A 24,145-nucleotide genomic window follows, 5' to 3' on the forward strand; every position below is an offset into this window, starting at 1 on the left:
TTAATTATAAAATAGAAACAGCTTCTAGAGAAATAACAAAGAAACGAGGTTTTTCTTTTGAACGAAGACCGTTTAGATATAAAAACACCCGAGTATGTATCTCTTCAATTTCAAGTTGCAGGACTTGGAAGCAGGACGGCTGCTTTTATAATCGATCAGCTTATTTTAATGGCTTTTAATATAGCAATTGTTGTCATCTTTCTTATTATTGCTTATGGGCAGCCAGACATTTTGTTTTTCCTTGATCTGCATTCATATCTTATAGCTTTTATCATCATCGGAATATTTTTTATAAACTGGGGCTATTTTTTTGCATTTGAATACTTTTCTGGGGGTAGAACTCCCGGAAAACGTGCGATGGGGATTAGAGTAATCCAAGAAAATGGGCATAGCATCACATTATTATCGAGTTTTATTCGTAACCTTTTACGAATCATTGATTCATTACCATCTGGTTATTTTCTAGGAATCATTATGATTTTCTTCCACTCAAAACATAAGCGTGTCGGTGACATAGTTGCTGGCTCGATTGTAGTACACGAAAGAAAAACGAATAGAAAAAACAAGCTTTCTCCTATTGAAAAGGAAATTCAAGCTAGGGGATTATCAAAAAACGATTTAATCATTGAAGAATGGTCATTAAAATCTATTAATATGAAAGATTGGAAATTAATCCAAACATATGTCAATCGTTTTTTGCAATTGCCGAAAAATGAAAAAGATGATTTAACGAAACAAGTTGCTGCAATTTTATTTCCAAAGCTTGGCATTGAACTAGAAGATGTGGATTTAGAAAATAAGCTGCTCATCGTCTATTTAATGTTAAAGGAAGAATGGGAATTTGAACTATAAGGGGCAGCTATATGGTAAAAATTCGTATATCTTTATTGTTATTGATTGGAATTTTGTTAGTAGGTTGTACTAATACTGAAGTAATTACTGAGCCCGAAAAGAAAGAAGAGGAGCCAGCAAAACAGGAAGTCAACATCATTGATTATTTTCTTCCCATAGAAAATTCAGAGATTCGAACAGAAATACCAACTCATGTGGTTTTACACTTTATAAGCAATGTAGGAGAAAATATTGAAGACCCTTATAATGTCGAAAAAGTGAATTCAATATTTACTGAATATGGCGTTTCAGCTCATTATTTAATTGGCAGGGCTGGCGAGATCTACCAGCTTGTGCCTGAAGATAGGGTAGCGTACCATGCGGGATCAGGTGTTTTACCTTATTTTACAAAGTACAGAAATAAAATGAATCAATTTTCTATTGGCATAGAAATGTTAGCAATTGGTACGAGGGAAGAAATGGAATCAATGATAAGTGGAGATATATATGATTCTATTAATCCTTTATTCATTGGATACACTGATGATCAATATAAAGCATTAATCTTATTATTGGATGACATTATTGATCGGAATTCATCCATCGAGAGAAATCGGAACTACATTATCGGGCATGATGAATATGCCTCTGGCAGAAAAACAGATCCTGGTTCATTGTTTGAGTGGTCGAAAATCGGGTTTTAGCAAAAAAGGTGATAATATGGAAAAAGAATTAATTATTTCTCAAACAGAAAAATTTGTTTATGAACAATTGCATGATGATTCAAGCGGTCACGACTGGTGGCATATATATCGGGTTACTAAAGTGGCAAAAGCACTGGCATTAAAAGAAAATGCTAATATGTTTATTTGCGAAATGGCTGCGTTCCTCCACGATGTGGCTGATGAAAAATTGAATGCATCCGAAGAAGAAGGAATTAATAAAGTAAGGGAATTTCTACTATCTATAAAAGTTGGAGAGGATTATATTTCCGCTATTATGGAAATCATTACGACTATGTCCTTTAAAGGTGGAGGACGGCCGCCAATGAAAACGCTAGAGGGAATGATTGTCCAGGATGCCGACCGTCTTGATGCAATTGGAGCAATTGGCATTGCCAGAACGTTTGCGTATTCAGGGACAAAAAATCAATTAATATATCATCCTAAAATAAAACCGGAAGAGAAATTGGATCCAACACAATACCGAAAAAGAGAAACAACAGCCATTAATCATTTTCATGAAAAGCTTTTTAAACTTAAGGATACTATGAATACTAAAATGGCTAAAGATATGGCTGAAAGCAGACATCAATATATGGAAGAATATTTAGAGACATTTTTAAAAGAATGGGGTGGAGATCTTTGATAAAAAAATCAAGATCTCTTTTCTTTACTTATTATTTCAGTAATAACAAAAGCTAAATTATCATTTCCAAATAAAGATAAAATATTTAATAAAGTATCGTTGCTGATGTCACTGCCATTTTCTTTAGCTACTGTTGAATGAATCGCTTTCCTTAAAGCCGAATTAGCTGCCTGATCAGGATATGCTTGTCCATATACTTTTTCTGGATCAAGGTCATGGTTTATACACCATTGAGCAAATATTAAAATCATCATTTCCTCGTCATTTTGATAATTTTCTTTTACACGTTTTTCTATATCTTGATAATTCAAGACTATTCACTCCTTTGAATGAAGATAATAAACCGTCATTTCAATATTTGGTAGTTGTGACAATAGTGATTTTCCTATATTATAGATTAGGCAACGTTTTTATTGAAACTCAATGTTTTAGAAATGAGGAATCATAATGAAACAATCAATATATGGATTGACAATGGAACAATTAACCGAATGGTTATTGGAACAAGGACAAAAAAATATCGTGCCCAGCAAATTTGGGATTGGCTTTATAAGAAAAGAATAACATCTTTTTCAGAAATGAAAAATTTAAATAAAGACTGCTTAGAATTATTAGAAGAACATTTCGAAATTGAACTTTTACAGGAATCCGTAAAACAAGAGTCAGCTGATGGAACGATTAAGTTTCTATTTGAATTGCCAGATGGAAATTTGATTGAAACCGTGTTGATGAGTTTTTCATACGGATTATCGGTTTGTGTGACAACTCAAGTAGGCTGCAATATCGGATGTAGTTTTTGTGCCAGTGGTATTTTGAGAAAAAGCCGTGATTTAAACAGTGGTGAAATTGTCGGCCAAATTATGAAAGTGCAACATTTCCTTGATGCGAGAGGAAGAGATGAGAGGGTTAGCCATATTGTTGTTATGGGTATCGGAGAACCATTTGATAACTATACTAATTTGATGAATTTCCTGCGTGTAGTGAATGATCCGAAAGGACTTTCAATTGGTGCTAGACATATTACCGTCTCAACAAGTGGACTCGCTCAAAAAATTCGTGAATTTGCTGATGAGGATTTACAAGTCAATCTAGCTTTATCCTTGCACGCTCCAAATGATGAATTAAGAACAAAAATCATGAAAATCAATAAAGCATTCCCAATTGAAAAACTAATGGCCGCCCTTGATTATTATTTAGAAAAAAATAACCGTAGGGTGACAATCGAATATATTTTATTGAGGGACGTTAATGATCATGAGAAGGAAGCATTGGAACTTGCAAAGCTGCTTCATGACAAGCGTCATCTCACATATGTTAATTTGATTCCATATAATCCAGTTAATGAACATATACAATATGAGCGCAGTGAAAAGAAAGATATTCTTGCTTTTTATGATATATTAAAGAAAAAAGGCATTCAATGTGGTATTCGCCATGAACAAGGTACGGATATCGATGCTGCATGTGGACAGCTTAGAAGTAAACAAATAAAGAAAACAAAAGCAGTGTAAAACGTATCTATTGTATAGATGCGTTTTTTTTTATTGAGAGGAGATAGAAAAATGATTGAGGCTGTGTTTTTCGATCTATATGAAACGTTGATAACAGAGTGGGAGAACGGAAAAAAGAAAGCTGATTTTAGTCCCGCAAGTATGTTAGGAATGGAGCAAGTAATTTTTAAAAGAGAATGGAGCAAAAGAAAGGAACGAAGGATGGATGGATCTTTTTCAGATGCAAAAAGTTGTTTAGTCGATATATTAAATGCATTGGATACTCCTATTAAGATGGATGAAATTAATAATGCCATCGAACAAAGAAAGAAAGCAAAAGCAATCCCATTTCAATCAATTGATGAAAAAATTATTGAGACGATTTTGCAAATAAAAGCAAAGGGCATCAAAGTCGGACTAATTAGCAATTGTGCACCTGAAGAGGTATTAGAGTGGGAGAATTCATCATTAGCCAATTTATTTGATACAGTTATTTTCTCATATGAGGTAAGATGCGCCAAACCGAATAAACAAATATATGATATCGCGTGTACTAACTTGAATGTTTTACCTGTACATTCCTTATTCATTGGTGATGGCGGATCGAATGAATTATATGGGGCAAGAGAGGCAGGTTTAATGGCTTATCATGCAACATGGTTTCAACCATCATTTATCAGTAAAAAAATATCAGAATTTCCAAAGCTAAAAAAACCATCTGATATCCTAAAGTTTATAAAATCAAATAGTTATAAAACCTCATAACATATCATGAGGTGATCTTATGGCTAAATGGATCAGTATTTCGACATCAAAGCATCAACTAGCACTCCATGATGGAAACAGAATCATTAAAGTGTACCCGATTGCAGTAGGGAAAATGTTAACTCCAACACCTTCAGGAACGTATACCATTATTAATAAACAACCCCATCCAGGTGGTCCGTTTGGAGTGTTGTGGATGGGGTTATCAAGACCTCACTATGGAATTCATGGGACAAATAATCCTTCATCGATTGGAAAAAATGTTTCCCATGGCTGTATTAGAATGCATAACCGTGATGTATTAGATTTATCCTCACGCGTTCCAATCGGGACAAAAGTTGTTATTCATCGATAAACGACTAAGCTTGAGAAGTAATCGGATGTTTTATGTGCCTCGGAAAACTATCATTATTCGATTTAACAAATAAAACTTCAGAGCCACTATACTTTTTTCGCCCAATTTGAATATTTGGATAGTCTGGTGTGTAATGAAATATTATTTTTCTGGTTGCATCATCTGAAATTTCACATAAAATTTGTTGAATGTCAATTTCATTTTTACTGACGATGTCAAAAATATGGATGTGATCATGTTCTTTCTTAAAGAGCACGATCACATTTTCTTTTTCAATAAAGTAGATATCGTTAGGGAAAACGCTCAGGCAATAAAACATCAAAACCCCTATTGCATTTTCCGTACAAAACTTTTGGGAAAGTGGTGCTCTTTCAGATACGAACTGATGGATGAAATTCAAATCCTTTGGATTCTTTATATCTAGTTTACGTATGTTTGCAGGAGAGGCTTCCTCAGCTTTAAAGTCTATTGAAAACTCATCCTCCTCAACTGCTTTAAATCCAAACTTTGGATAAAAGTCTAATACAGACTGATTAGCGAACAAATAAATAAAGTCACACTTTCCTTCATACTCTGCCATTACTTTACGCATTAAAGCACCTGAAAGTCCTTTATTCCGGTAATCAGAATGGGTCATGACAGTCCCGATCTGGACGGCTATTTTTCTTTCTCCGTCAATGAGTAGGTTTAATAAATTGACCGATACATTAGCAATAACATGATTTCCATCCACGTAAGAAAAAGGAATGTAATGACCATCCCAGTATCCTTTTTGATACCATTCTTCAAAATCAATTCCAAAAATGTGATTTGCCAACTCATTGAAACTTTTTCTTAAGACATCATTTTTTTGATAATCTGTTATAAATTGTAGTTGTTCCATATCTCAACCTAAATCCTGTCCGGTTATGAGAATATAACCTATTAAAAATATATTTAAAACAATGATGACAGCTGTGCATATCCATGCCAATACTTTTGTGCCTCTTTTATTGGCAAATACACCCATTTTCTTTTTACTATTCGTGAATAAAATGAGCGGTACAACAGCAAAAGGAAGTTGTAAACTAAGAATAACTTGACTCCAAAGCAGAAGATCTGCCGTTCCTCTTGATCCTGCAATCCATGTAACTACAAAGGCTGGTACGACAGCAAGCATACGAGTAATAACCCTTCTAAGCCATGGAGAGATTCTTAAATGTAAAAACCCTTCCATCACAATTTGACCAGATAATGTTCCGGTAATCGTTGAATTTTGCCCTGATGCAAGTAGTGCGACAGCAAATAATGTACTTGCAATTCCAACTCCTACAGTAGGGCTTAGTAATTTATATGCTTCTTCGATTTCGGATACTTGTATTCCGTTTCCATGAAAGGCAGCCGCTCCTAATATTAGTATCGCAGAATTGATCAAAAAAGCCATCGTTAAAGAAAAAGTAGAATCAATAACGGAAAATTTCACCGCTTCTTTTTTGCCTTTTTCCGTCCTTTTATATTGACGCGTTTGCACAATGGAGGAATGCAAATAAAGATTATGCGGCATTACTGTAGCACCTAGAATCCCTAATGAGATAAAGAGCATTTGAGGATTTGTTACAATTTCCATTTTTGGAATATATCCATTTAATAGAGCGCCAATTTCCGGTTTTGAAGCAATAACTTCAAAAACAAAAACGCCAAATATCGTAACCATCAGCACGATGACGATTGATTCAATAATACGGAATCCTTTTTTCTGTAATAATAAAAGCAATAATACATCAACTGTCGTTATTAAAATTCCGATCAGTAAAGGAATTCTAAAAAGCAAATTCAATGCAATAGCAGAGCCAATAACTTCGGCAAGATCGGTTGCAATAATCGCAAGTTCCGCCATGATCCATAGGAAAAATGCTGTTTTCACGCCTGTAGCATCCCTTGTTGCTTGGGCAAGATCCCTTCCAGTTACAATCCCAAGTTTTGCAGACAATGTTTGTAATAAAATAGCCATAAGACTAGAAATTAATATGATTGAAAGTAATATATAGCCGAATCGGGCTCCGCCTGCAATAGAAGTTGCCCAATTTCCGGGGTCTACATACCCGACAGCCACAAGAGATCCTGGGCCGGAAAATGCGAATAATTTTCTCCAAAACCCAGCATTATCAGGGATTCGAACAGAATTATTTACCTCTTCTAAGCTAATGTTGGAACTACTTTTTAACCAACCTTGCTTATGATCTAAGACAGTATCTTTATTCCTCAACTTTCCCACCCCTTAAATTTTAGCTGTTAACTAAATAAGTTTACCTTGTGCAAATTTTATTGTAAAAAAATCCTTTTGTTTTTATAATAAATCCATATCCATTTAATTTGCAAGAAAAACAATCGAGTTTTTTGTGGAAATATATGATGATGTTAGCGATTTACATTGTATGATATTCTATAATCGAACTGAGGTAACTATAGGTGGAAAAAAAATGTTTAAAAGAAGAAATAATTCTATATGAGGGAAAAAAAAACCGGTATTAACCAAAAAGGTTATTCATCGGTCTTTTTTTATATCTCCAATTTAGAAAAAGGCTGGAACAGCTTCACACCTCGGCGATTTTTACGGAAGATTTTCATATCCAATAGTAAATGACTAGCATAGCTCACGGTGCAAACGAGTAAAATGCCATTTATTTGAAAATCCTTTTCTAAAAAGTATCCAATTAAAGAAAAATAAAACAATCCAATAAATGAATGGGTTAGGGAACGGTGGGGGAGAAGAGCTGCGATACAAATATAGATACCCAGCAGCATCAACCACGTGTTTTGTTGATAAATCCCTAAGATTAAAGAGGTTGCACCTGTCAGTAATAACATATACTTTTGTTTAATCAAAAAGGGTGGAATGATCATTAAGGCTAGTCCTAACCCAAAACCAAGCCAGCGATCAACATCCTTATAGACTATGAAACTATTTACAATGATTAATAACCCTAATAGTCCTAAAAGGGTGATGATCCAATTTTTATTTAGCGAAATTTTATTAGAAAGTGTTCCCTTTACATCGAGATCGGGGACTAAGCCAACACAAGCCCCTAATAAAGTAAAAGAAATAGCAGTCGGCAGTTCCGCTCCTACATAACTTGCCACCCCGATTCCTGCAATTCCTCCTACGATAAAATGAGTTTTACCATCCATCAAAAGCATCCTCTCATGTTGTACTAAAATAGTATCGTAACATGATTTTAGGAGTATTAAAATAAAAATAGGATTAACACCATAAATGGTACTAATCCCTATACATTACCAAGAAATATATACCCAGCCTTCTTCTTGGAAAATCGAATATCCTTCATAACCATCAGTCATATTTACTTCTTTACCTGTTTTTAAAACAGTATTTAAGTTATTTAGAACTTCTTTAAGGTTATCAAATCCACTGAAAGCAAGTGATTCTGAAAGGAGATCTTTGTATTCTCTTAAAGCGGATTTTGCACCGGTACTCATGAAAAAGATTGGGTCTCCATCTTTTACAATAGCAAAAACGTCACTTTCGGGTATCGCATATAAACCTGCATTATATTTACGAGCCAATTCACTCATACTTGAGAATTTTTCTTCATTCATAATATTTACAAATACAGTATCGTCAATTGTAACCTCATCAGGCAGTGCCTCTTCTTCGTCAACAACCGTAACTTCTTCGGGTTCTGTTTTCTCGGCAATAACTGTGGATACTGATTCAGCTTCTACTGTTTTACTTTTTTCCATTACAGGATCTTTAAGTATTACACGTTTAGATAATTCACTATTGGATTTTTGAGGGTGTTTCAAAATATCTGATACTTCTTGTTGTGTGGCATTGCTGTGCAGCCCTTCATGCCCAATCGCTCCGGCAATGAATAACACGAAAGACATGATAATAATGGCATAAAATTTTGTTTTCATCTTTAACACTCCTCGTTTGTTCCTATACTTAATAGACGCATGAAAACAGAGAAAGTTTCATTTTTTATCAAAAATATTTCTATTATTACAAACTTGTTACAAAAATAGTAATTTACTATCAGTATATATATTACCTATTTAAAACATATTAAAACGGATTTTCTGTTCTATTAATCCAGAAAGATGGTACACTATCCATATTGATAATATATTTAGTTAAGAGGCGAGGACGAAAATGATTAAAGCGATATTTTTTGATTTAGATGATACTTTACTATGGGATCAGAAAAGTGTAAAAGAGGCATTTGCAGCTACATGTAAAATTGCTGAGGAACGATACGGAATAGATATAGAGATGTTGGAAGAAGCTGTTCGCAAAGCTGCTAGTTATTTATACTCGACGTATGAAACGTATCCATTTACACAAATGATTGGAATCAATCCATTTGAGGGCCTTTGGGGAAACTTCCTTGATGATCAACCTGATTTTATAAAAATGAAAGAAATTGTTCCGACTTATCGAAAAGATGCTTGGACAGAAGGTTTAAAAATAGTAGGCATCGATGATCCTGAATTTGGATTAGAACTTGCGGAGCGATTTCCATTAGAGCGAAGGAATCTTCCTTTCCTGTATGAAGAAACATTTGAAGTACTAAACAAATTAAAGAGTCATTATCGACTATTACTTTTAACGAACGGATCACCCGATTTACAAAATATAAAATTAACGATTACACCTGAGCTTTCTCCATATTTTGAACATATCGTAATTTCTGGAGGATTTGGAAAAGGGAAGCCCGATCCATCTATTTTTGAACATGCTTTATCACTAATGGATTTAAATAAAGATGAAGTACTAATGGTTGGAGATAACCTAAATACAGATATTCTCGGTGCCAATCGTACTGGAATTAAATCAGTATGGATTAATCGTCATAATAAAGAACGGACAGATGTAGTACCAACATATGAAATTCAACATTTAGATGAGCTATTTGCGATTTTGGATAAGCTAGCTAGTAACGTTGGAATTCGATAATGGTAGAGCGGCTATGAAAATTAGAAAATTACATAGTAGGGAAGAAGCTCCATCGGATTTATTACTTTTGGCTGATCCCTCACAGGAACTAATAAGGGATTATTTAAAAAGAGGGGAATGCTTTGTAGCTGAGGTTAATCATGAAAAAATAGGGGTTTATATTTTATTGCCAACACGACCTTGTACGATAGAATTAGTCAATATTGCTGTGGCTGAAAACGACCAAGGTAAGGGAATAGGAAAACAATTGGTAATAGATGCGATGAATAGAGCGAAAAAAAAGGGATATAAAACAATAGAAGTTGGAACTTCGAACTCTAGTATAAATCAACTGGCTCTTTATCAAAAATGTGGGTTTAGAATAACAGGCATCGATAAGGATTTCTTCATTCGCCATTACCATAAAGCTATAGTTGAAAATGAAATACAAGCCATGGATATGATACGTTTATCCAAAGATTTATGAATCTATTAAGTGGGCGAGATGCTTATGAAAACGACGAATAAATATTATCGTATTTACAAAGTATTATCAATGTTCTTTATAAGCTTTTTCCAAATTTATTCTTATAAAATTCGGAGAAAGTCTGACGCTGACTGGGAAAGGCTTTGGGAGAAAATAGGAGAGCGGTTTAGGAAGACATTATTTGAATTAGAAGGGCTCCTTATCAAAATCGGACAGATGCTTAGTATTCGCGGCGATATACTTCCGAATGCGTTTATTAAACAATTACAAGACCTTACGGACAATGTTCCACCTTCCAAATTTGACGAAATTGAGAAAATCATAGAAAAAGAATGGGGATGCAATTTAAACCAACATTTAATTTCTATTGAAAAAAAAGCCATTGCATCAGCGTCCATTGGTGAAGTGTATAAAGGCGAGCTAAAGGATGGTTCGACCATTGCAATTAAAGTGCAGCGCCCACGTATTGACTCAATCATTAAAACTGATTTCAGAACATTAGGATTCATTATTTGGTTTACCGATCATTTTATACCGATTCCGAAAGGTTTTATTAACTTAAAAGTTTTATTTAATGAACTAAAAGAAGTGATTGAAAGAGAACTGGATTTTTTAAAAGAACAAAAATCCCTTCTTACATTTAAGGAACGGTTTAATGATGATGAACGTATTAAAATCCCTGCTGTTTATACGGAATTAAGTACTCAAAAAGTTCTTGTAATGGAATGGATAGAAGGTGGCAGGATAACAGAATCCGAGAATCTAAATCGATTACCAATTAACCGAAATGAATTAGCACAGAAACTCATTTCTGTTTTCCTTCCGCAGTGGCTAGAGTCGGGAATTTTTCATGCGGACCCACATCCAGGAAATGTTCTCGTATCGAAAGGAGGCAGCATTATCTTACTAGATTTTGGCATGGTGGGGGAAATATCCAAAAAAGATGCTACTCATTTTCAAACCTTAATTGAAAGCTTTCTTTCAAAAAATTATGCAAAAGCCGTTGATTGTTTTGTTCAGTTGGGATTCGTTCTGCCAGAAGCTGATACAAGAACGATGGAGAAACTTCTTTTTGAACTTATGTCTTTTCAATCTTTCCAGCTGAAAGATATTGATTTAATCGCATTTAAAATGGAAATGAATGACATCATTCGAGCGCTCCCTATTCAAGTTCCAACACGATTTGTATTTTTAGGAAGAGCATTCGTCACAATCGAAGGCATGATTCGTGAATTGGTACCGGAAGAAGATCTTTTCGATTTAATTAAACCAGTCTTTATGGAATGGCTAGAAAAGAAAGGGAATAATAAATGGTCTTTCGTCTGGCATTGGATTCAGTCGCAGCCATTATTTAGAATTGTGTATTCTATAAAAGAGTTTCTAGCTTTACCTCAACAAATTGAACGTATAAAAGAAGTTGAACAAAGAAGGCATTTTCAATTTGCGATTTATGAAAACAATAAAAAACGGTTATTTCAAATGATGCTCATAGGCATGATCGGTATCCCTATTGGTTTCTATATATCACAACCTTTGATTTGGAAAATAGCAATCGGTGTATTCGTCATTAGTGGTTTAGGATTTCTTATTTATAGCTCACGGGAGAAAAAATGGATGAAATATATGCAAGATCATAGAAGAGGATGAGGTGGGGGAACAGCATTGTTCACTCTCCTCATCCTTTATTTTTATTAATTTGATTATGAAAAAAGGTTTATGGATCTTCTATCCATAAACCTAGTAATGAGAATTAAACTCCCATTTTCCTTCTTGTGTTGCTCGTTTTTTTCGTCTGCTGACTTTTTAGTATTTTAGTTTCTGTACTGCCTTTTACACTAGCTTTTGAATTTTGCGCCGCCTTTTTTTCAGCAAGCTTCTTTTGCATCGCTTCCTGCAATGAAATTTTTTTAGAACCTTCTGTCATTGTTTCAGCCTCCCGATATTATGTCTTAGAAATAGTATAAAAAATGATTGTGCAAATGTATAGTAGCTGATGTTTTTTTTCACATATTCTCTTGCTTTTAATCTTGCAGAATGTAATAATAAGGAAAATATTTTTATAAAACGATGATGAGAAGAGTAAATCAACAGTATTCTTATACAGAGAGCTTCGGTAGCTGAGAAGAAGCAAAGAAAAGTTGATTGAAGATGGTCTCTGAGTAGCATAGCTGAACTTTTAATAAGAGTAAGGCTATGACGAGATTTGGCACTCGTTATAAATGTCAAAGTATAAGAACTTTTCCGTTCCGTACTTATGGAGGCTAATCATGTGAGTGATTAGTGAATAAAGGTGGTAACACGAGGTAAACCCTTGTCCTTTGACTATTTTGTCTTTGGGCGGGGTTTTTTTGTTTCATTAAAAAAGGAGGGAAGATCATGAATATTTTGATTGGTGGAGCTTGGCCATATGCGAATGGATCTCTTCATTTAGGTCATATCGCCAGCTTATTATCAGGGGATATTTTAGCAAGATATTATAGAGCTAAAGGGGAGAAGGTACTATATGTGTCCGGCAGTGATTGTAATGGAACGCCAATTTCAATCAAAGCAAAGCAGGAAGGGGTTTCTCCTGAAGAAATTGCAGATAAATACCATGAAGAGTTCAGTAATTGTTTTAAGAGGCTAGGGTTTACGTATGATTGTTATACACGTACAGATACCGTACTTCATCATAAAGTTGTGCAAAATATATTCTTGAAATTATTAAACAATGGATACCTTTATAAAAAAGAGGTTGAGCAAGCATATTGTCATACTTGTGATCAATTTTTGCCTGACCGATTTGTAGAAGGTATTTGTCCAAACTGCAGCAAGGATGCAAGAGGGGACCAGTGTGATCACTGCTCACAAATATTGGATCCATTAGAACTGTTGGAGAAAAGTTGCAAAATATGTGGAGACTCCCCTGCCGCAAAGAAAACAAAACATTTTTATTTCAAATTAAGTTCATTGCAAGCTGAATTAGAAACATATGTTGATTTCGCTAAAAGGCATAAATTGTGGAGAGGAAATGCCATTCAATTAACGGAAAGATATTTAAAGGAAGGGTTGCACGATCGGCCAGTTTCTAGAGATTTACCAATAGGAGTCCCTGTACCTGTTAATGGCTATGAGGAGAAGAAAATCTATGTGTGGATAGAGGCAGTTGCAGGCTATTTTTCAGCTAGCAAAAAATGGGCGAAGGATCGTAATCTAAGTGAATCTGATTTTTGGGATAAAGAAACACGGTCTTATTATATACATGGTAAAGACAATATCCCTTTTCATCAATTATTTGGCCTTCTATCTTAATGGGAGCGGGATTCTATAGTTTACCTACCCATATCGTTTCGAATGAATATTTAACTGTGGAAAAGAAAAAGCTTTCAACTAGTAAAAATTGGGCAGTTTGGGTTCCAGATATGTTGAAAAAGTATGAACCAGACTCGATTCGGTATTTTTTAACGATTAATGCACCAGAAAACAGAGATTCCGATTTTTCTTGGAGAGAGTTTGTATACAGTCATAACAGTGAATTATTAGGAGCATATGGAAATTTCGTCAATCGTACTTTAAAATTTTTAGAGAAGTCATACGCCGGGAGAATCACAAGAGGAAACATTGATGAACAAATAAAAGTTGGGATAGAACAGCTTTATACAAAAGTGGGAAGACATATTGAAAAAACTCATTTTAAACAGGCACTGGAATTGATTTTTGAATTTGTTAGGCGGGCAAATAAATATTTTGATGATGAAAAGCCATGGATTCAAATTAACGAAACTCCAAAAGAATGTGAAAACACATTATCGACTTGTGTATTTATCATCATAAATTTGGCTCAGATATCCCATCCATTTTTACCATTTTCAAGTGAAAAGGTAAAAGACATTTTAGCAATACCCGGTTTTAAGTGGAATGTAATAGAGAACACCGCAATTTCGTTGAACAACGTCAATCCATTATTTAAAAGGATCGACGTCGAAAATATCGAGTTTGAAATTGAAAAATTAAATAAACAATCGAAAAATTCATAGTGAATGCCGGAAGTGAAAAATTAACATATTTAAACATCCTATAAAAGGGTAATTTCCTCTTTTTTACCTGCAAATCACTTAGAAAATATTATAGACAGGGTTATAAACTAAGCTTGTTAATGACCCGTAACATAGAGTACGATAAGTATATAAATAAATGTTCGGGGGAAAGCCATGAAAGAAAGTACAAAAAAAGAAATGTTTTCTTGGATAAAATCAATTGCATTAGCTTTCATTATCGCTTTTATGTGTAGGCACTTTTTTTTCACACCTACGACGGTTTTTGGCGAATCAATGTCACCTACCTTTCATGAACACGATAGGATTGTAGTAAGTAAGACGACTAAAATTGAACGATTCGATGTGATTGTGTTTAATGCGCCTGATGCAGATAAGCATTATATTAAGAGAGTAATTGGTCTACCAGGGGATAGTATAGAAGTGTTAGATGATGTACTGTATGTCAATGGCAAAGAAATCAAGGAACCATACTTATTAGAAAATAAAAAAGATGCTCCATTAAGTAAACTCACTTGGGATTTTACGTTAAAAGAAATTACTGGGAAATCAAGCGTGCCAAAGGGATTTTATTTTGTTATGGGAGATAACCGTCTATATAGTAATGATAGTCGATCATTTGGATTTGTGTCTGCCGATTCGGTTATTGGAGAAGCAAAATTTCGATTTTATCCATTGCAGAAAATAGGTATACCAAAATAATTCGTAAAAAACTTTTTCAACCGTATTTAAACAAATCCGTTTCCCAATAAAACATAAAAACCATCATTTCCATTTTGGGAATCATGGTTTTTATGTTTTATTGTATAAAGTTGGTCTTTTTTCGTTTTTGTTCTTCTCGTTCTCATATCAGTGAAAGCGAAGGGGCTTCTGTTGTCTGCTGGATTTCTTCGTCCTTCACGAGCTATTTTTTGTCTTTGTTTTTTTGCCTTGGAAGATGCCAAGTCAATCACTCCTTATAGTTTAATTATAAATAATTATATAAGTAAAATAGTTATTTTGCCATATATACGGAAGTGAATTCAGGCAAGAAAACAAAACCTTTCGCAAAATTGAATTGAAAAGTTTTGTTTTTCACTTATAGTTAAAACCCATCTCCTAAACGTCTTACAACGGCATTTCCCAAATGTCCTTTTGTTACATTTCTCGTATCAAAAATAATTGGGGCATGATTTAATATTTTATTAAGAGGAATAGCCGAATGGTCAGTTAATATAATCACACAATCAACTTCCCGTAGTAAATCTTCTGTTATATCAGTGTTCATATATAATTTATTTGCGATATTTAACGAGGGAATATATGGGTCATGATATAAGACTGAAGCGCCTTTTTGGCTAAGCTTTTCAATTATATCAAGTGCTGAAGAGTCACGAGTATCTGCAACATCCTTTTTATAGGTCACACCATATATTAGAACTTTTGCCGAGGAAAGCTTTTTGTTTGGCTTCAGAATCTCTTCTGTTTGATTAATAATGTAATCAATTATTTTTTGGTTCACTAATTCCGATAAAGCAATAAATTCGCTATTTGTACCTAATTGTTGAAGTTTCCATTGAAGGTAAAAAGGATCAACTGGAATGCAGTGCCCCCCAATACCCGGACCTGGATAAAATGTCATAAATCCATAAGGTTTTGTACTCGCAGCGCCAATGACTTCCCATATATCAACCTTTAGATGATTGCAAAGAATTGCTATTTCATTAATAAATGAAATATTAATGAAACGAAATGTATTCTCAAGGAGCTTAGTAAATTCAGCTGCTTCTGTTGAGGAAACTGGTATTACCTCATTATAAATATTGCTGTAAAGAGACATGGCCTCTTGTTTACACTTATCTGTTTGTCCGCCAATTACCTTAGGTATTTCTGCTACTCCATATTGATGATTACCCGGATCCACCCTTTCAGGAGAATTAGCTAGGTAAAAATCCTTACCTACTCGTAAACCACTTTTTTCAAGAATTGGCAAAAAGACTTCCGTCGTAGTACCTGGGAAAGTTGAACTTTCTAGAACAACAAGATGCCCTTTTTTAAGCCTTTGTTGAATTTCTTCCCCCGCCTTTATTATATAACGTAAATCCGGTGTTTTCATTTTTGTAAGGGGCGTTGGCACACAAATAATGATGGTGCCAACATCCTTTATCACATCAATATTAGTAGTTGCCTCGAATTTTCCACTACCTATAACTTCATTTAATCTATTATTCTCAACGTCTCCAACATAACTTATTGAGTGTTGAAGTTTACGTACTTTACTCTCATCCATATCTACTCCAATTACATGAAATTCTTTTTCAGCAAGCATGATAGACAATGGAAGTCCCACAAATCCCAAACCTATAACAGCTATTTTATTTCTCAAGATGTTTGAATCAATGGTATTCATTCATCTCCCCCGTCTCAATTATTAATTAATACTTTCTAAATTATGTATCTTAATAATATTGGTAATGGACAAACATCATATTTTATAAAATATGTGTCGAGGAACTAGAAACTTTATCCCTATACATAGTAGTTTTAAAGAAAAATTAGCATGGGGACTGGTTTTCAGCCGTTACTATGCTGATATATTTGTCATAGATTATATGAATTATCTAATGACTATATCAAGAAGGCATCCAAAAATGTTTTATAAAAGAATTTACCTAAGGCACTTATTGATATAGGGAAAGGGAGTGGATGATGATTAATTTAGTAAATTTAAAACGTCAGTTTCAAAGTGTTAAAGATGAGATACTTCAAGCGATTAACGATGTTGTTGATAACGGCGACTATATTTTAGGACCAAAAGTGAAAGAACTCGAGGACAAAATTGCGAGAAAATTGGGTGTTCAAGAAGCAATCGCGGTTGCAAATGGAACCGATGCACTAATTCTTACTCTAGAAGCTTTTGGAGTGGGGAAGGGGGATGAAGTTATTACAACACCATTTACCTTCTTTGCAACAGCAGAAGCAATCTCACGTGTTGGAGCCATTCCTGTCTTTGCTGATGTAGATCCAATAACCTTCAACCTAAATCCATTAGAAGTTGAAAATAGAATAACCCCATCTACTAAAGCGATTATTCCAGTTCATTTATTCGGACAGCCCGCAGATATGGATGAAATTAATGAGATTGCCAAAAAACATAGACTATTAGTCATTGAAGACGCATGTCAAGCCTTTGGAGCTACTTATAAAGAGCGATGGGTAGGAAGTTTAGGAGATGCAGCTTGCTTTTCTTTTTTTCCTACGAAGAATTTAGGAACCCTTGGCGACGGTGGAATCATAACCACTTCAGATGCTGAAGTTGCAAATAAAATTAGAAAGCTTCGCACCCACGGCACAACTAAAAAATACTATCACGATAGAATAGGGTATAACAGTCGGTTGGATGAAATTCACGCAGCCATTCTGCTTGTTAATCTTACAAGAATAGATCAATGGAATGGGAATAGAAGAAAGATTGCTAACCGATATAGACAATACCTAAAGGACGTTCCTTATTTAAAACTCCCGAGTGAAGCTAGCGATCGAACACATATTTTTCACCTGTATTGCATTGAATCTGATTATCGTGAGGAAATAATGGAGGCTCTAACAAACGCAACAATTCAAACTGGTATTTATTATCCACGTTGTTTACATCTTCAAGAAGTATACAGGTCATTCAATTATAAAAAAGGAGATTTTCCAATCTCTGAATTGTTATCAGAAAAGTTATTTGCAATTCCTATGGATCCGTTTATATCAGAAAGTGAACAAGATAGAATTATAGCTATTTTAAGTGAAATGAGGGGTACATAGATGGTCGTACGATTTGGCTTGATAGGCTGTGGATATATATCCAATAAACATCTATTGGCCCTCGCGTCCTGTAATGGAGCTCAATTAACTGCAGTGAGCGATCTTAATGATGGGAGAATGGAAGAAGCGAAGAAGTATTATCAAACTATCTTAGGTGAGGAATATCCTATAAAATTCTTTAAAAATTATAAAAAAATGCTTGAAGATGATCAAATTGATGCGGTAATCATAGCATCATTCTCAGGCCTTCACTTTCAGATGGCAAGAGCTGCAATCTTAGCAACTAAACATGTTGTTTTAGAGAAGCCAATGGCATTATCTATAAAAGAAGCAAACGAGTTAATTCATCAAGCACAAAAACAAAAGAAGCAGCTTATGATCTGTCATCAACTTCGCTTTATGCCAATAATGCAAAGAATTAAGAAAAACATTGATGATGGGAAACTTGGAAGACTATTTTTAGGTGCTTGTTCAATTCGCATCAATCGTTCCCCAGCTTATTACTCATCGGCTTCATGGAGAGGAAAATGGGAAAGCGATGGTGGAATGCTGATCAACCAAGGGATTCATGTTATTGACCTACTACAGTGGTTTTTAGGTGATGTTGAGACAGTGTATGGGGAGACATTGCAGCAATTATCTCCTTTAAAGGAAACTGAGGATGTCGCTGTAGGAGTAATCAACTTCCGTAATCAAGCGAAGGGAATTGTTGAGGCAAACATCGTTACCCAGCCAAATAACATGGGATACTCCTTATCCATCTTCGGGGAAAAAGGAACCATTTGTATAGAAGGCCCATCCCTTAATAACATTTCCCGCTGGTTTATTGATGGTGAGGAAGTAAATAAAGATGAATTAAATGATCTCATTAATGATAAAAATGAGGAAATTTACATGTATGAGAATTTTATTGAAGCCGTTAATTCCGATAATAAGTACGTCCTAGTAGACGGAAAAGAAGGAAAAAAAGCACTTGAACTTATTTTTGCCCTTTATCAATCAGCAATTAAATCCGAGGTTGTGAACTGTCCTTTAGAAATATTTTCAACATCTGATATGAACAGAAAGGAAGGAAATTAATCGATGAATTTAGGAAAAGTAGTGGTTACAGGCGGAGCAGGATTTTTAGGTTCACAGCTAGTTAAGAGGCTGATTCCTGTATGTGACCATATTTATATAATTGATGATTTATCTACCGGAAACAAGGATGCAATTCCAGATACTGACAACATCACATTTTATAAAGAAAGCATCACTAACGTAAAGATATTAGAAGAAATATTACCAAAGGTAGATTATATTTTTCATTTTGCCTGTAAAAATCTTATTTTATCAGTTGAAAATATAGAAAGTGATTTTGAAACAAATTTATATGGAGGCTACTTGCTCCTTCAAAAGGCCCGTGAATGCTGTTCAGAACTAAAGAGATTTGTATATGCTTCTACCACCTCAATATACGGTCAGGTCTCTATTTTACCTACACCAGAATCATATTATAATATCAATCTTCCATATGCAGCTAGTAAATTCTCGATGGAGCATTATTGTCATGTTTATCATAAGATGTTCCAATTTCCAGTCAATATCCTCAGATTTTCAAATGTTTATGGTCCCGGTCAACTTTCCTCAAACCCCTATTGCGGTGTAGTTGCTAAGTTTTTTGAATCCGCTCAAAATGATAAACCTATGATCATTTTTGGTGATGGCAGTCAGACGAGAGATTTCACATTTGTCGAGGATGCTATGGATGCTATTATACTAGCAGCAACTTGCGAAAAAGCAATTGGGCAAGTCTATAATGTTGGAACTGGAGTGGAAACAAGCATTCTAGACCTGGCAGAGGAAATAAAAAAAGCTAGCAGTGACATGAATCTTCCACTTAGTTTTGAGCCGAAGCGAAAAGTGGATGTAGTGGAGCGGAGATGTATTAATGCTGAGAAAATTAAGATAGAACTTGACTGGAAGCCTCGTCATTCTTTAGAAGAGGGGATAAAGAAAACTTACTCTTGGCTAAAAGGAGATGAGTCCCATCAGGATATTCCACGGAACAACTGAGATAGCAGGTCAAATGGGGATTTTGAGTAGTGCCCTTATTAATAAAGGACACTACTCTCGTGGTTACAACACCTTTCATTCTTATTTAGGTTATAAAGATCATTTAATAAATCTCGATCATGAGACACTTGAGGAAAGCTATCAAGAAATTCTTGATTCATTTGACCTGTACCATTTTCATTATGGCACGACTCTCAGCTCAGATTTTAGCGACTTGAATGAACTTAAAAGAAGAAATAAAAAAATGATTATGCATCACTGGGGAAATGATGTTAGGTTTCATGATCAAGCAAGAAAAAATAACCCCTATGTTTATACCGAAGATTCACCACCGAATGAGACCATTCATGATAAGTTAACGAAAATAACAGCTTATATTAAGGAAGCTATTGTTCAAGATTACGAAGTATATGATTATGTTAAGAATTATTATGAAAAGGTACATGTATTACCAATTGCTATTGATCTACAATATTTTCATGCTAATTATCCATCTGTATTAAAAGAAAAGCCACTCATTCTGCACGCCCCAACAAATCCTGATTTTAAAGGAACTTATTATATTGAGAAGACGTTAGAAAATTTAAAGCAGGAATATGACTTTGAATATAGAAGAATTGAGAAAATGAGTCATGATGAAGTTATAAACATCTACAAGGATGCAGATATCATTATTGACCAGGTTTTATGCGGTTCCTACGGATTGCTAAGTGTCGAATCCATGGCACTTGGAAAACCAGTGATAGCCTATATTCGGCCTGACCTTGTTTCTTGCTTCCCCGCTGAATTGCCTATTGTTAATAGCAGTCCAGATAATTTGTATAATCAGGTAAAAGCGTTGCTAGACAACCCAATACAGCGTAAGAAATTAGGAATTAAGGGACGTGAATATGTAGAAAAAATTCATTCCCATAATGTCGTTGTCAATCAGCTGCTTGATATTTATTTAAACCTATAAGAGCAAAAGGAGTAAAAAGCTAGTTCAAATTTTTTGAACTAGCCTCTATTTTTCTAAGGATAAAGCGGAAGGGATACTACCATACGATTGTAGAATTACGATTCGCTGGAAACGCAGCTGTAGGATAAATTGGCTTATAGCTCTTTTTTATAAAAGAATACAGATAATCATAATCTCTAGGGTGATTATCATAGATTTCTTGCAAAGTTTGATTGGGAAATTGATAAACAAGCAAGCTATCATTCATATATTTTTTGTATATACCACTATTTAAATAATCAATCAAGTGATTTTCTTTAAAAAGAACACCTTTTCCAAAAATAATTTGCATACCTGTATGGTAATACTTAGCAAATATCGTTGAGTTCGTAATCCAGCTTATATTTAGGACCTTATCTCCATAATAATTAGGATGAGTGCAGGCAGCATCAAAACCAAACTTTTTCCACTCCACACACCCAGCTGAGCCATACTGCTGCAGCCATAAGGCGAGAAAGTTTTCCTTATGAATAAAATTATTTATATTTTTAACCAGTTCTTCATCTCTACTATCTATAGATACTCGTGGCCATACAAATCCTCTGAAGGATAACTTTTCATGTAAGTGTTCAGCTTTTCTCCATTTTTCTAAAAACTCAAGAATCCACCATTTTACTGCTTCAATTCGATTTGATTCAATTTTAAAGTTTATACTCCTACCCTTCATTTTTCCGAAATTAGTTTGATTAGGAGTAGGGTATGGGAGGGTGACCCATATATCCGTTTTCTCTCCTTTTTCCGTATTAATTGCTGCAGCATCAAAATTATATTTTTTATAAAATAGTCTATTTAATGCTAATTCCCAATCCTCTTTTTCCGCTAATAAGCCAATATTCGCATACATAGGGTGAAGAAAACGATTTATTCTTCCAATGATAGGATGGAAAATCAAGCCCTTAAACATCGTATCAAAGGCTAAATTATTAAAGAGATAATATTGATAAGGTTTTAAGTCTATTACTGACCATTTCGAAATTCCGCTTTCTGATTGATCTCCACAAGGAAGTAGGCATATATGATTTTGTACGCCGAGCTCTTCCGCCGTCATATAGTTTTTTATTGGCAAACATGATCCCACCTTTTTAAAGTCCTATTATACAGAATATGACTTAATAGTGTTCCTGTGTGTCAGCTATTTATTCAATTCTGAAGCTAGATATAACCGATTTGTCCTTTCGAGAATATACTAAATCGAAAGGAGAGGTTGACATGAAAATTGTGCATGCCCCGACAGAAATAGCCGGGCAGATGGGTATATTATGTAATGAACTTAGAAAAAAGGGGCATAATGTTTCCGGATATAATTGGTTCCATACTTACTTAAGCTATAAAGGAGATATAGTAAATACGGATGCATGGGAACTAATAAAAGAACTTGATTTCCTACTAAATAATACAGATATTTTTCAATTCCACAATGCTAATACGTTTCTTCTAAATTTCAAAGACCTCCCCATACTTAAAGAGAAGGGCAAGAAAATGGTGATGCAGCATTGGGGTAGTGATGTGCGCACCGTTAAAATGGTTAAAAAGCTAAACCCTTATCCGCTTGAGCCAACCTACTATACAGATAAGGAACTTCACCAACAACTTACTACTATTTCTAAGTATATTGATACCGCTATTGTTCAAGATTATGAGGCCTATCATTATGTAAAAGATTATTATAAAAATGTTTTCGTAATACCTCTTGCTTGTAATGTAAAGGATTTTAGAGTGTCTTATCCGCCTGTAACGAATAATAACCCCCTTATTGTTCACGCTCCAACAAACCGCAAATTTAAAGGATCATTTTATGTTGAAAGGGCAATTAGAAAAATTCAAAACAAGGGTAAGTTTACGTATAAAATTATAGAAAAAATGAGCCACGAGAAAGCCGTCGCAGAGTATATGAAAGCTGATATCATTGTTGATCAATTACTATGTGGAACGTATGGAATGTTTAGTGTGGAAGCAATGGCAATGGGTAAACCGGTTGTTGCTTTTATTAGGGATGATGTGCGTGAAAAATTCCCAAAAGATCTTCCAATTGTTCAAGCAACGCCAGAAACTATTGCTGATGTTCTTTTAGAACTTGTACAAAATCCTAAACGGCGTCATGAACTAGGGAGAGCAGGGAGAAGGTATGTTGAAAAATATCATTCTGCCAAACGCGTGACAGATGAGCTTGTAAAGATTTATCGGAAACTATAAAGGATTAAAAAAGAAAAGGAGCGCTAAGTATGATAGATCCATCAGCGAAAATAGGAGAAGGCGTCTCCATTGGAAAAAATGTAGTAATTGAAGAAAATGTTATTATTGGTGATTATGTGACGATTGGGCATCATGTAGTTATTAAAAAGGATACGAAAATTGGAAATCACGCCCAAATTGGAGAGCTTACTATTCTCGGTAAATCACCGTCCTCCAATAAAAAAATGAACCGCAAACCCTTGAAAGATCTTGAGTGTCTTATTATAGGAGACCATGCTATCGTTGGTTGCAATAGTGTTATTTATCGTGGTGTTAACCTTGAGAGTGGAGTTTTTATTGGCGACTTGGCAAGTGTTCGTGAAAAAGTAACAATTGGCGAAGATACAATTATTGGTAGAAACGCAATAGTGGAAACAAATACAAACATTGGGAAACGCGTGACCATCCAAACCGGGTGCTATATCACTGCGGATATGATAATTGAAGACGAAGTATTTTTTGGTCCATGCTGTTCTACCTCTAATGATAAGTATATGGGGAAGGGCAATTTCAAGCATCAAGGTCCAATTATTAAAAGAGGTGCAAAAATTGGCAACAACGCCACCTTGCTACCAGCGATCACTATTGGGGAGAATGCTATTGTAGGAGCCGGAAGTGTTATTACTAAAGACGTCCCTGCACATAAAACGATTGTTGGAAATCCGGGAAGAATAGTTAAATAAAATATTGATGGACTATTGTAAATTATGATAAAACGTGATGTGATCTTCAAATGAGGGTCACATTTTTCTTTTGCTAATAATAGTAGAAAAGGGGATTGCACCTTTTTGTTAAATTATTAG

Annotated in this window: 24 protein-coding genes, 2 pseudogenes and 1 other annotated feature; of the genes and pseudogenes, 17 read left to right on the forward strand and 9 right to left on the reverse strand. The window is 34.7% G+C overall.

All coding sequences use genetic code 11. The features are described from left to right. The first annotated feature begins 57 nt into the window (after window positions 1-57). From NQ185_RS14490 to NQ185_RS14500, 3 genes are read left to right on the forward strand one after another with little or no spacing between them, the layout of a single operon-like run. Window positions 58-852: an RDD family protein gene (locus NQ185_RS14490; RefSeq protein WP_257582663.1), complete on the forward strand. Its 795-nt coding sequence runs from the start codon at window positions 58-60 to the stop codon at window positions 850-852. Between the two features lie 11 nt (window positions 853-863). Beyond that, a complete protein-coding gene (locus NQ185_RS14495; RefSeq protein ID WP_257582664.1) occupies window positions 864-1,535 on the forward strand; it encodes an N-acetylmuramoyl-L-alanine amidase in 672 nt (223 codons plus the stop codon). A gap of 16 nt (window positions 1,536-1,551) precedes the next feature. Continuing rightward, window positions 1,552-2,199, forward strand: coding sequence for an HD domain-containing protein (locus NQ185_RS14500; RefSeq protein ID WP_257582665.1), 648 nt, complete (start codon window positions 1,552-1,554; stop codon window positions 2,197-2,199). An 8-nt stretch (window positions 2,200-2,207) separates the two neighbouring features. Here NQ185_RS14500 and yxiS read toward each other — a convergent pair whose 3' ends face one another. Beyond that, complete coding sequence (gene yxiS, locus NQ185_RS14505; protein WP_257582666.1) at window positions 2,208-2,510, reverse strand: protein YxiS; 303 nt, start codon at window positions 2,508-2,510, stop codon at window positions 2,208-2,210. 136 nt (window positions 2,511-2,646) lie between these two features. Between yxiS and rlmN the strand changes: the two are divergent. The 3 genes and pseudogenes from rlmN (at window position 2,647) to NQ185_RS14520 (ending at window position 4,809) form a co-directional block, all read left to right on the forward strand. Then, window positions 2,647-3,710 (forward strand): annotated as a pseudogene (gene rlmN / locus NQ185_RS14510) (dual-specificity RNA methyltransferase RlmN). 51 nt (window positions 3,711-3,761) lie between these two features. Then, window positions 3,762-4,454, forward strand: coding sequence for an HAD family hydrolase (locus tag NQ185_RS14515; RefSeq protein WP_257582668.1), 693 nt, complete (start codon window positions 3,762-3,764; stop codon window positions 4,452-4,454). Between the two features lie 19 nt (window positions 4,455-4,473). Further along, a complete protein-coding gene (locus NQ185_RS14520) occupies window positions 4,474-4,809 on the forward strand; it encodes a L,D-transpeptidase (RefSeq protein ID WP_257582669.1) in 336 nt (111 codons plus the stop codon). A gap of 4 nt (window positions 4,810-4,813) precedes the next feature. Here NQ185_RS14520 and NQ185_RS14525 read toward each other — a convergent pair whose 3' ends face one another. From NQ185_RS14525 to NQ185_RS14540, 4 genes are all read right to left on the reverse strand, one after another. Next, a complete protein-coding gene (locus tag NQ185_RS14525; protein ID WP_257582670.1) occupies window positions 4,814-5,692 on the reverse strand; it encodes a GNAT family N-acetyltransferase in 879 nt (292 codons plus the stop codon). 3 nt (window positions 5,693-5,695) lie between these two features. Next, window positions 5,696-7,054 carry an Nramp family divalent metal transporter gene (locus NQ185_RS14530; protein ID WP_257582671.1) on the reverse strand — a complete coding sequence of 453 codons (1,359 nt, stop codon included), beginning with the start codon at window positions 7,052-7,054 and terminating at the stop codon, window positions 5,696-5,698. Window positions 7,055-7,347: 293 nt separating this feature from the next. Next, window positions 7,348-7,977 (reverse strand): metal-dependent hydrolase, encoded by a 630-nt coding sequence (locus NQ185_RS14535; RefSeq protein ID WP_257582672.1) that lies wholly within the window; start codon window positions 7,975-7,977, stop codon window positions 7,348-7,350. Window positions 7,978-8,082: 105 nt separating this feature from the next. Then, on the reverse strand, window positions 8,083-8,727 hold the full coding sequence (locus NQ185_RS14540) for a hypothetical protein (protein ID WP_257582673.1): 645 nt from the start codon (window positions 8,725-8,727) through the stop codon (window positions 8,083-8,085). Window positions 8,728-8,962: 235 nt separating this feature from the next. Between NQ185_RS14540 and NQ185_RS14545 the strand changes: the two genes are divergently transcribed. Genes NQ185_RS14545 through NQ185_RS14555 form a run of 3 tightly spaced genes read left to right on the forward strand, consistent with a single transcriptional unit; the run spans window position 8,963 to window position 11,879 of the window. Then, window positions 8,963-9,766: an HAD family hydrolase gene (locus NQ185_RS14545; protein ID WP_257582674.1), complete on the forward strand. Its 804-nt coding sequence runs from the start codon at window positions 8,963-8,965 to the stop codon at window positions 9,764-9,766. A gap of 13 nt (window positions 9,767-9,779) precedes the next feature. Then, window positions 9,780-10,232 (forward strand): GNAT family N-acetyltransferase, encoded by a 453-nt coding sequence (locus NQ185_RS14550; RefSeq protein WP_257582675.1) that lies wholly within the window; start codon window positions 9,780-9,782, stop codon window positions 10,230-10,232. Window positions 10,233-10,256: 24 nt separating this feature from the next. After that, window positions 10,257-11,879 carry an ABC1 kinase family protein gene (locus tag NQ185_RS14555; RefSeq protein WP_257582676.1) on the forward strand — a complete coding sequence of 541 codons (1,623 nt, stop codon included), beginning with the start codon at window positions 10,257-10,259 and terminating at the stop codon, window positions 11,877-11,879. A gap of 103 nt (window positions 11,880-11,982) precedes the next feature. Here the strand turns inward: NQ185_RS14555 and NQ185_RS14560 are convergent, their stop codons facing one another. Next, window positions 11,983-12,156: a hypothetical protein gene (locus NQ185_RS14560; protein ID WP_257582677.1), complete on the reverse strand. Its 174-nt coding sequence runs from the start codon at window positions 12,154-12,156 to the stop codon at window positions 11,983-11,985. A gap of 134 nt (window positions 12,157-12,290) precedes the next feature. Beyond that, window positions 12,291-12,554 (forward strand) — a binding site (T-box leader). A 54-nt stretch (window positions 12,555-12,608) separates the two neighbouring features. Here NQ185_RS14560 and metG point away from each other — a divergent pair. Both metG and lepB read left to right on the forward strand, forming a co-directional pair. After that, a pseudogene (gene metG, locus NQ185_RS14565) lies at window positions 12,609-14,248 on the forward strand (methionine--tRNA ligase). A gap of 174 nt (window positions 14,249-14,422) precedes the next feature. Continuing rightward, window positions 14,423-14,968: a signal peptidase I gene (gene lepB / locus NQ185_RS14570; RefSeq protein ID WP_257582678.1), complete on the forward strand. Its 546-nt coding sequence runs from the start codon at window positions 14,423-14,425 to the stop codon at window positions 14,966-14,968. 26 nt (window positions 14,969-14,994) lie between these two features. Here the strand turns inward: lepB and brfA are convergent, their stop codons facing one another. Further along, window positions 14,995-15,210: a ribosome rescue factor BrfA gene (gene brfA / locus NQ185_RS14575; RefSeq protein WP_257582679.1), complete on the reverse strand. Its 216-nt coding sequence runs from the start codon at window positions 15,208-15,210 to the stop codon at window positions 14,995-14,997. A 140-nt stretch (window positions 15,211-15,350) separates the two neighbouring features. Then, window positions 15,351-16,655 carry a nucleotide sugar dehydrogenase gene (locus NQ185_RS14580; RefSeq protein WP_257582681.1) on the reverse strand — a complete coding sequence of 435 codons (1,305 nt, stop codon included), beginning with the start codon at window positions 16,653-16,655 and terminating at the stop codon, window positions 15,351-15,353. Between the two features lie 299 nt (window positions 16,656-16,954). Between NQ185_RS14580 and NQ185_RS14585 the strand changes: the two genes are divergently transcribed. Genes NQ185_RS14585 through NQ185_RS14600 form a run of 4 tightly spaced genes read left to right on the forward strand, consistent with a single transcriptional unit; the run spans window position 16,955 to window position 21,071 of the window. Continuing rightward, window positions 16,955-18,058 carry a DegT/DnrJ/EryC1/StrS family aminotransferase gene (locus NQ185_RS14585; protein WP_257582682.1) on the forward strand — a complete coding sequence of 368 codons (1,104 nt, stop codon included), beginning with the start codon at window positions 16,955-16,957 and terminating at the stop codon, window positions 18,056-18,058. Further along, window positions 18,059-19,138, forward strand: a complete 1,080-nt coding sequence (locus NQ185_RS14590) for a Gfo/Idh/MocA family protein (RefSeq protein WP_257582684.1) — start codon at window positions 18,059-18,061, stop codon at window positions 19,136-19,138. It abuts the gene before it with no gap. Between the two features lie 3 nt (window positions 19,139-19,141). Next, the gene (locus NQ185_RS14595; protein WP_257582686.1) at window positions 19,142-20,113 is read left to right on the forward strand and encodes an NAD-dependent epimerase/dehydratase family protein; all 972 of its coding nucleotides are present in this window, start codon (window positions 19,142-19,144) and stop codon (window positions 20,111-20,113) included. A gap of 13 nt (window positions 20,114-20,126) precedes the next feature. Next, a complete protein-coding gene (locus tag NQ185_RS14600) occupies window positions 20,127-21,071 on the forward strand; it encodes a glycosyltransferase family protein (protein ID WP_257582687.1) in 945 nt (314 codons plus the stop codon). A gap of 76 nt (window positions 21,072-21,147) precedes the next feature. Here NQ185_RS14600 and NQ185_RS14605 read toward each other — a convergent pair whose 3' ends face one another. Further along, window positions 21,148-22,176, reverse strand: coding sequence for a DUF4855 domain-containing protein (locus NQ185_RS14605; protein WP_257582688.1), 1,029 nt, complete (start codon window positions 22,174-22,176; stop codon window positions 21,148-21,150). 143 nt (window positions 22,177-22,319) lie between these two features. On the opposite strand from NQ185_RS14605, the gene NQ185_RS14610 reads away from it, so the two are divergent. Together NQ185_RS14610 and NQ185_RS14615 are read left to right on the forward strand one after the other, a co-directional pair. After that, the gene (locus tag NQ185_RS14610; RefSeq protein ID WP_257582689.1) at window positions 22,320-23,303 is read left to right on the forward strand and encodes a glycosyltransferase family 4 protein; all 984 of its coding nucleotides are present in this window, start codon (window positions 22,320-22,322) and stop codon (window positions 23,301-23,303) included. Between the two features lie 29 nt (window positions 23,304-23,332). Then, window positions 23,333-24,025, forward strand: coding sequence for an N-acetyltransferase (locus NQ185_RS14615; protein WP_257582690.1), 693 nt, complete (start codon window positions 23,333-23,335; stop codon window positions 24,023-24,025). The last annotated feature ends 120 nt before the right edge of the window (window positions 24,026-24,145 follow it).

The organism is Lederbergia panacisoli, from assembly GCF_024626525.1.
GTDB classification, from domain to species: Bacteria; Bacillota; Bacilli; order Bacillales; family Bacillaceae_C; genus Lederbergia; species Lederbergia panacisoli.

Bases quoted from the DNA above. Each gene is read 5' to 3' on its own strand.
- NQ185_RS14540 (WP_257582673.1), bottom strand. From the start codon at position 8,727: ATGAAAACAAAATTTTATGCCATTATTATCATGTCTTTCGTGTTATTC.
- NQ185_RS14545 (WP_257582674.1), top strand. From the start codon at position 8,963: ATGATTAAAGCGATATTTTTTGATTTAGATGATACTTTACTATGGGAT.
- NQ185_RS14525 (WP_257582670.1), bottom strand. From the start codon at position 5,692: ATGGAACAACTACAATTTATAACAGATTATCAAAAAAATGATGTCTTA.
- NQ185_RS14590 (WP_257582684.1), top strand. From the start codon at position 18,059: ATGGTCGTACGATTTGGCTTGATAGGCTGTGGATATATATCCAATAAA.
- NQ185_RS14515 (WP_257582668.1), top strand. From the start codon at position 3,762: ATGATTGAGGCTGTGTTTTTCGATCTATATGAAACGTTGATAACAGAG.
- NQ185_RS14500 (WP_257582665.1), top strand. From the start codon at position 1,552: ATGGAAAAAGAATTAATTATTTCTCAAACAGAAAAATTTGTTTATGAA.
- NQ185_RS14580 (WP_257582681.1), bottom strand. From the start codon at position 16,655: ATGAATACCATTGATTCAAACATCTTGAGAAATAAAATAGCTGTTATA.
- NQ185_RS14560 (WP_257582677.1), bottom strand. From the start codon at position 12,156: ATGACAGAAGGTTCTAAAAAAATTTCATTGCAGGAAGCGATGCAAAAG.
- NQ185_RS14615 (WP_257582690.1), top strand. From the start codon at position 23,333: ATGATAGATCCATCAGCGAAAATAGGAGAAGGCGTCTCCATTGGAAAA.
- NQ185_RS14595 (WP_257582686.1), top strand. From the start codon at position 19,142: ATGAATTTAGGAAAAGTAGTGGTTACAGGCGGAGCAGGATTTTTAGGT.
- NQ185_RS14550 (WP_257582675.1), top strand. From the start codon at position 9,780: ATGAAAATTAGAAAATTACATAGTAGGGAAGAAGCTCCATCGGATTTA.
- NQ185_RS14555 (WP_257582676.1), top strand. From the start codon at position 10,257: ATGAAAACGACGAATAAATATTATCGTATTTACAAAGTATTATCAATG.
- NQ185_RS14535 (WP_257582672.1), bottom strand. From the start codon at position 7,977: ATGGATGGTAAAACTCATTTTATCGTAGGAGGAATTGCAGGAATCGGG.
- NQ185_RS14495 (WP_257582664.1), top strand. From the start codon at position 864: ATGGTAAAAATTCGTATATCTTTATTGTTATTGATTGGAATTTTGTTA.
- NQ185_RS14610 (WP_257582689.1), top strand. From the start codon at position 22,320: ATGAAAATTGTGCATGCCCCGACAGAAATAGCCGGGCAGATGGGTATA.
- NQ185_RS14520 (WP_257582669.1), top strand. From the start codon at position 4,474: ATGGCTAAATGGATCAGTATTTCGACATCAAAGCATCAACTAGCACTC.
- lepB (WP_257582678.1), top strand. From the start codon at position 14,423: ATGAAAGAAAGTACAAAAAAAGAAATGTTTTCTTGGATAAAATCAATT.
- NQ185_RS14600 (WP_257582687.1), top strand. From the start codon at position 20,127: ATGGGGATTTTGAGTAGTGCCCTTATTAATAAAGGACACTACTCTCGT.
- NQ185_RS14585 (WP_257582682.1), top strand. From the start codon at position 16,955: ATGATTAATTTAGTAAATTTAAAACGTCAGTTTCAAAGTGTTAAAGAT.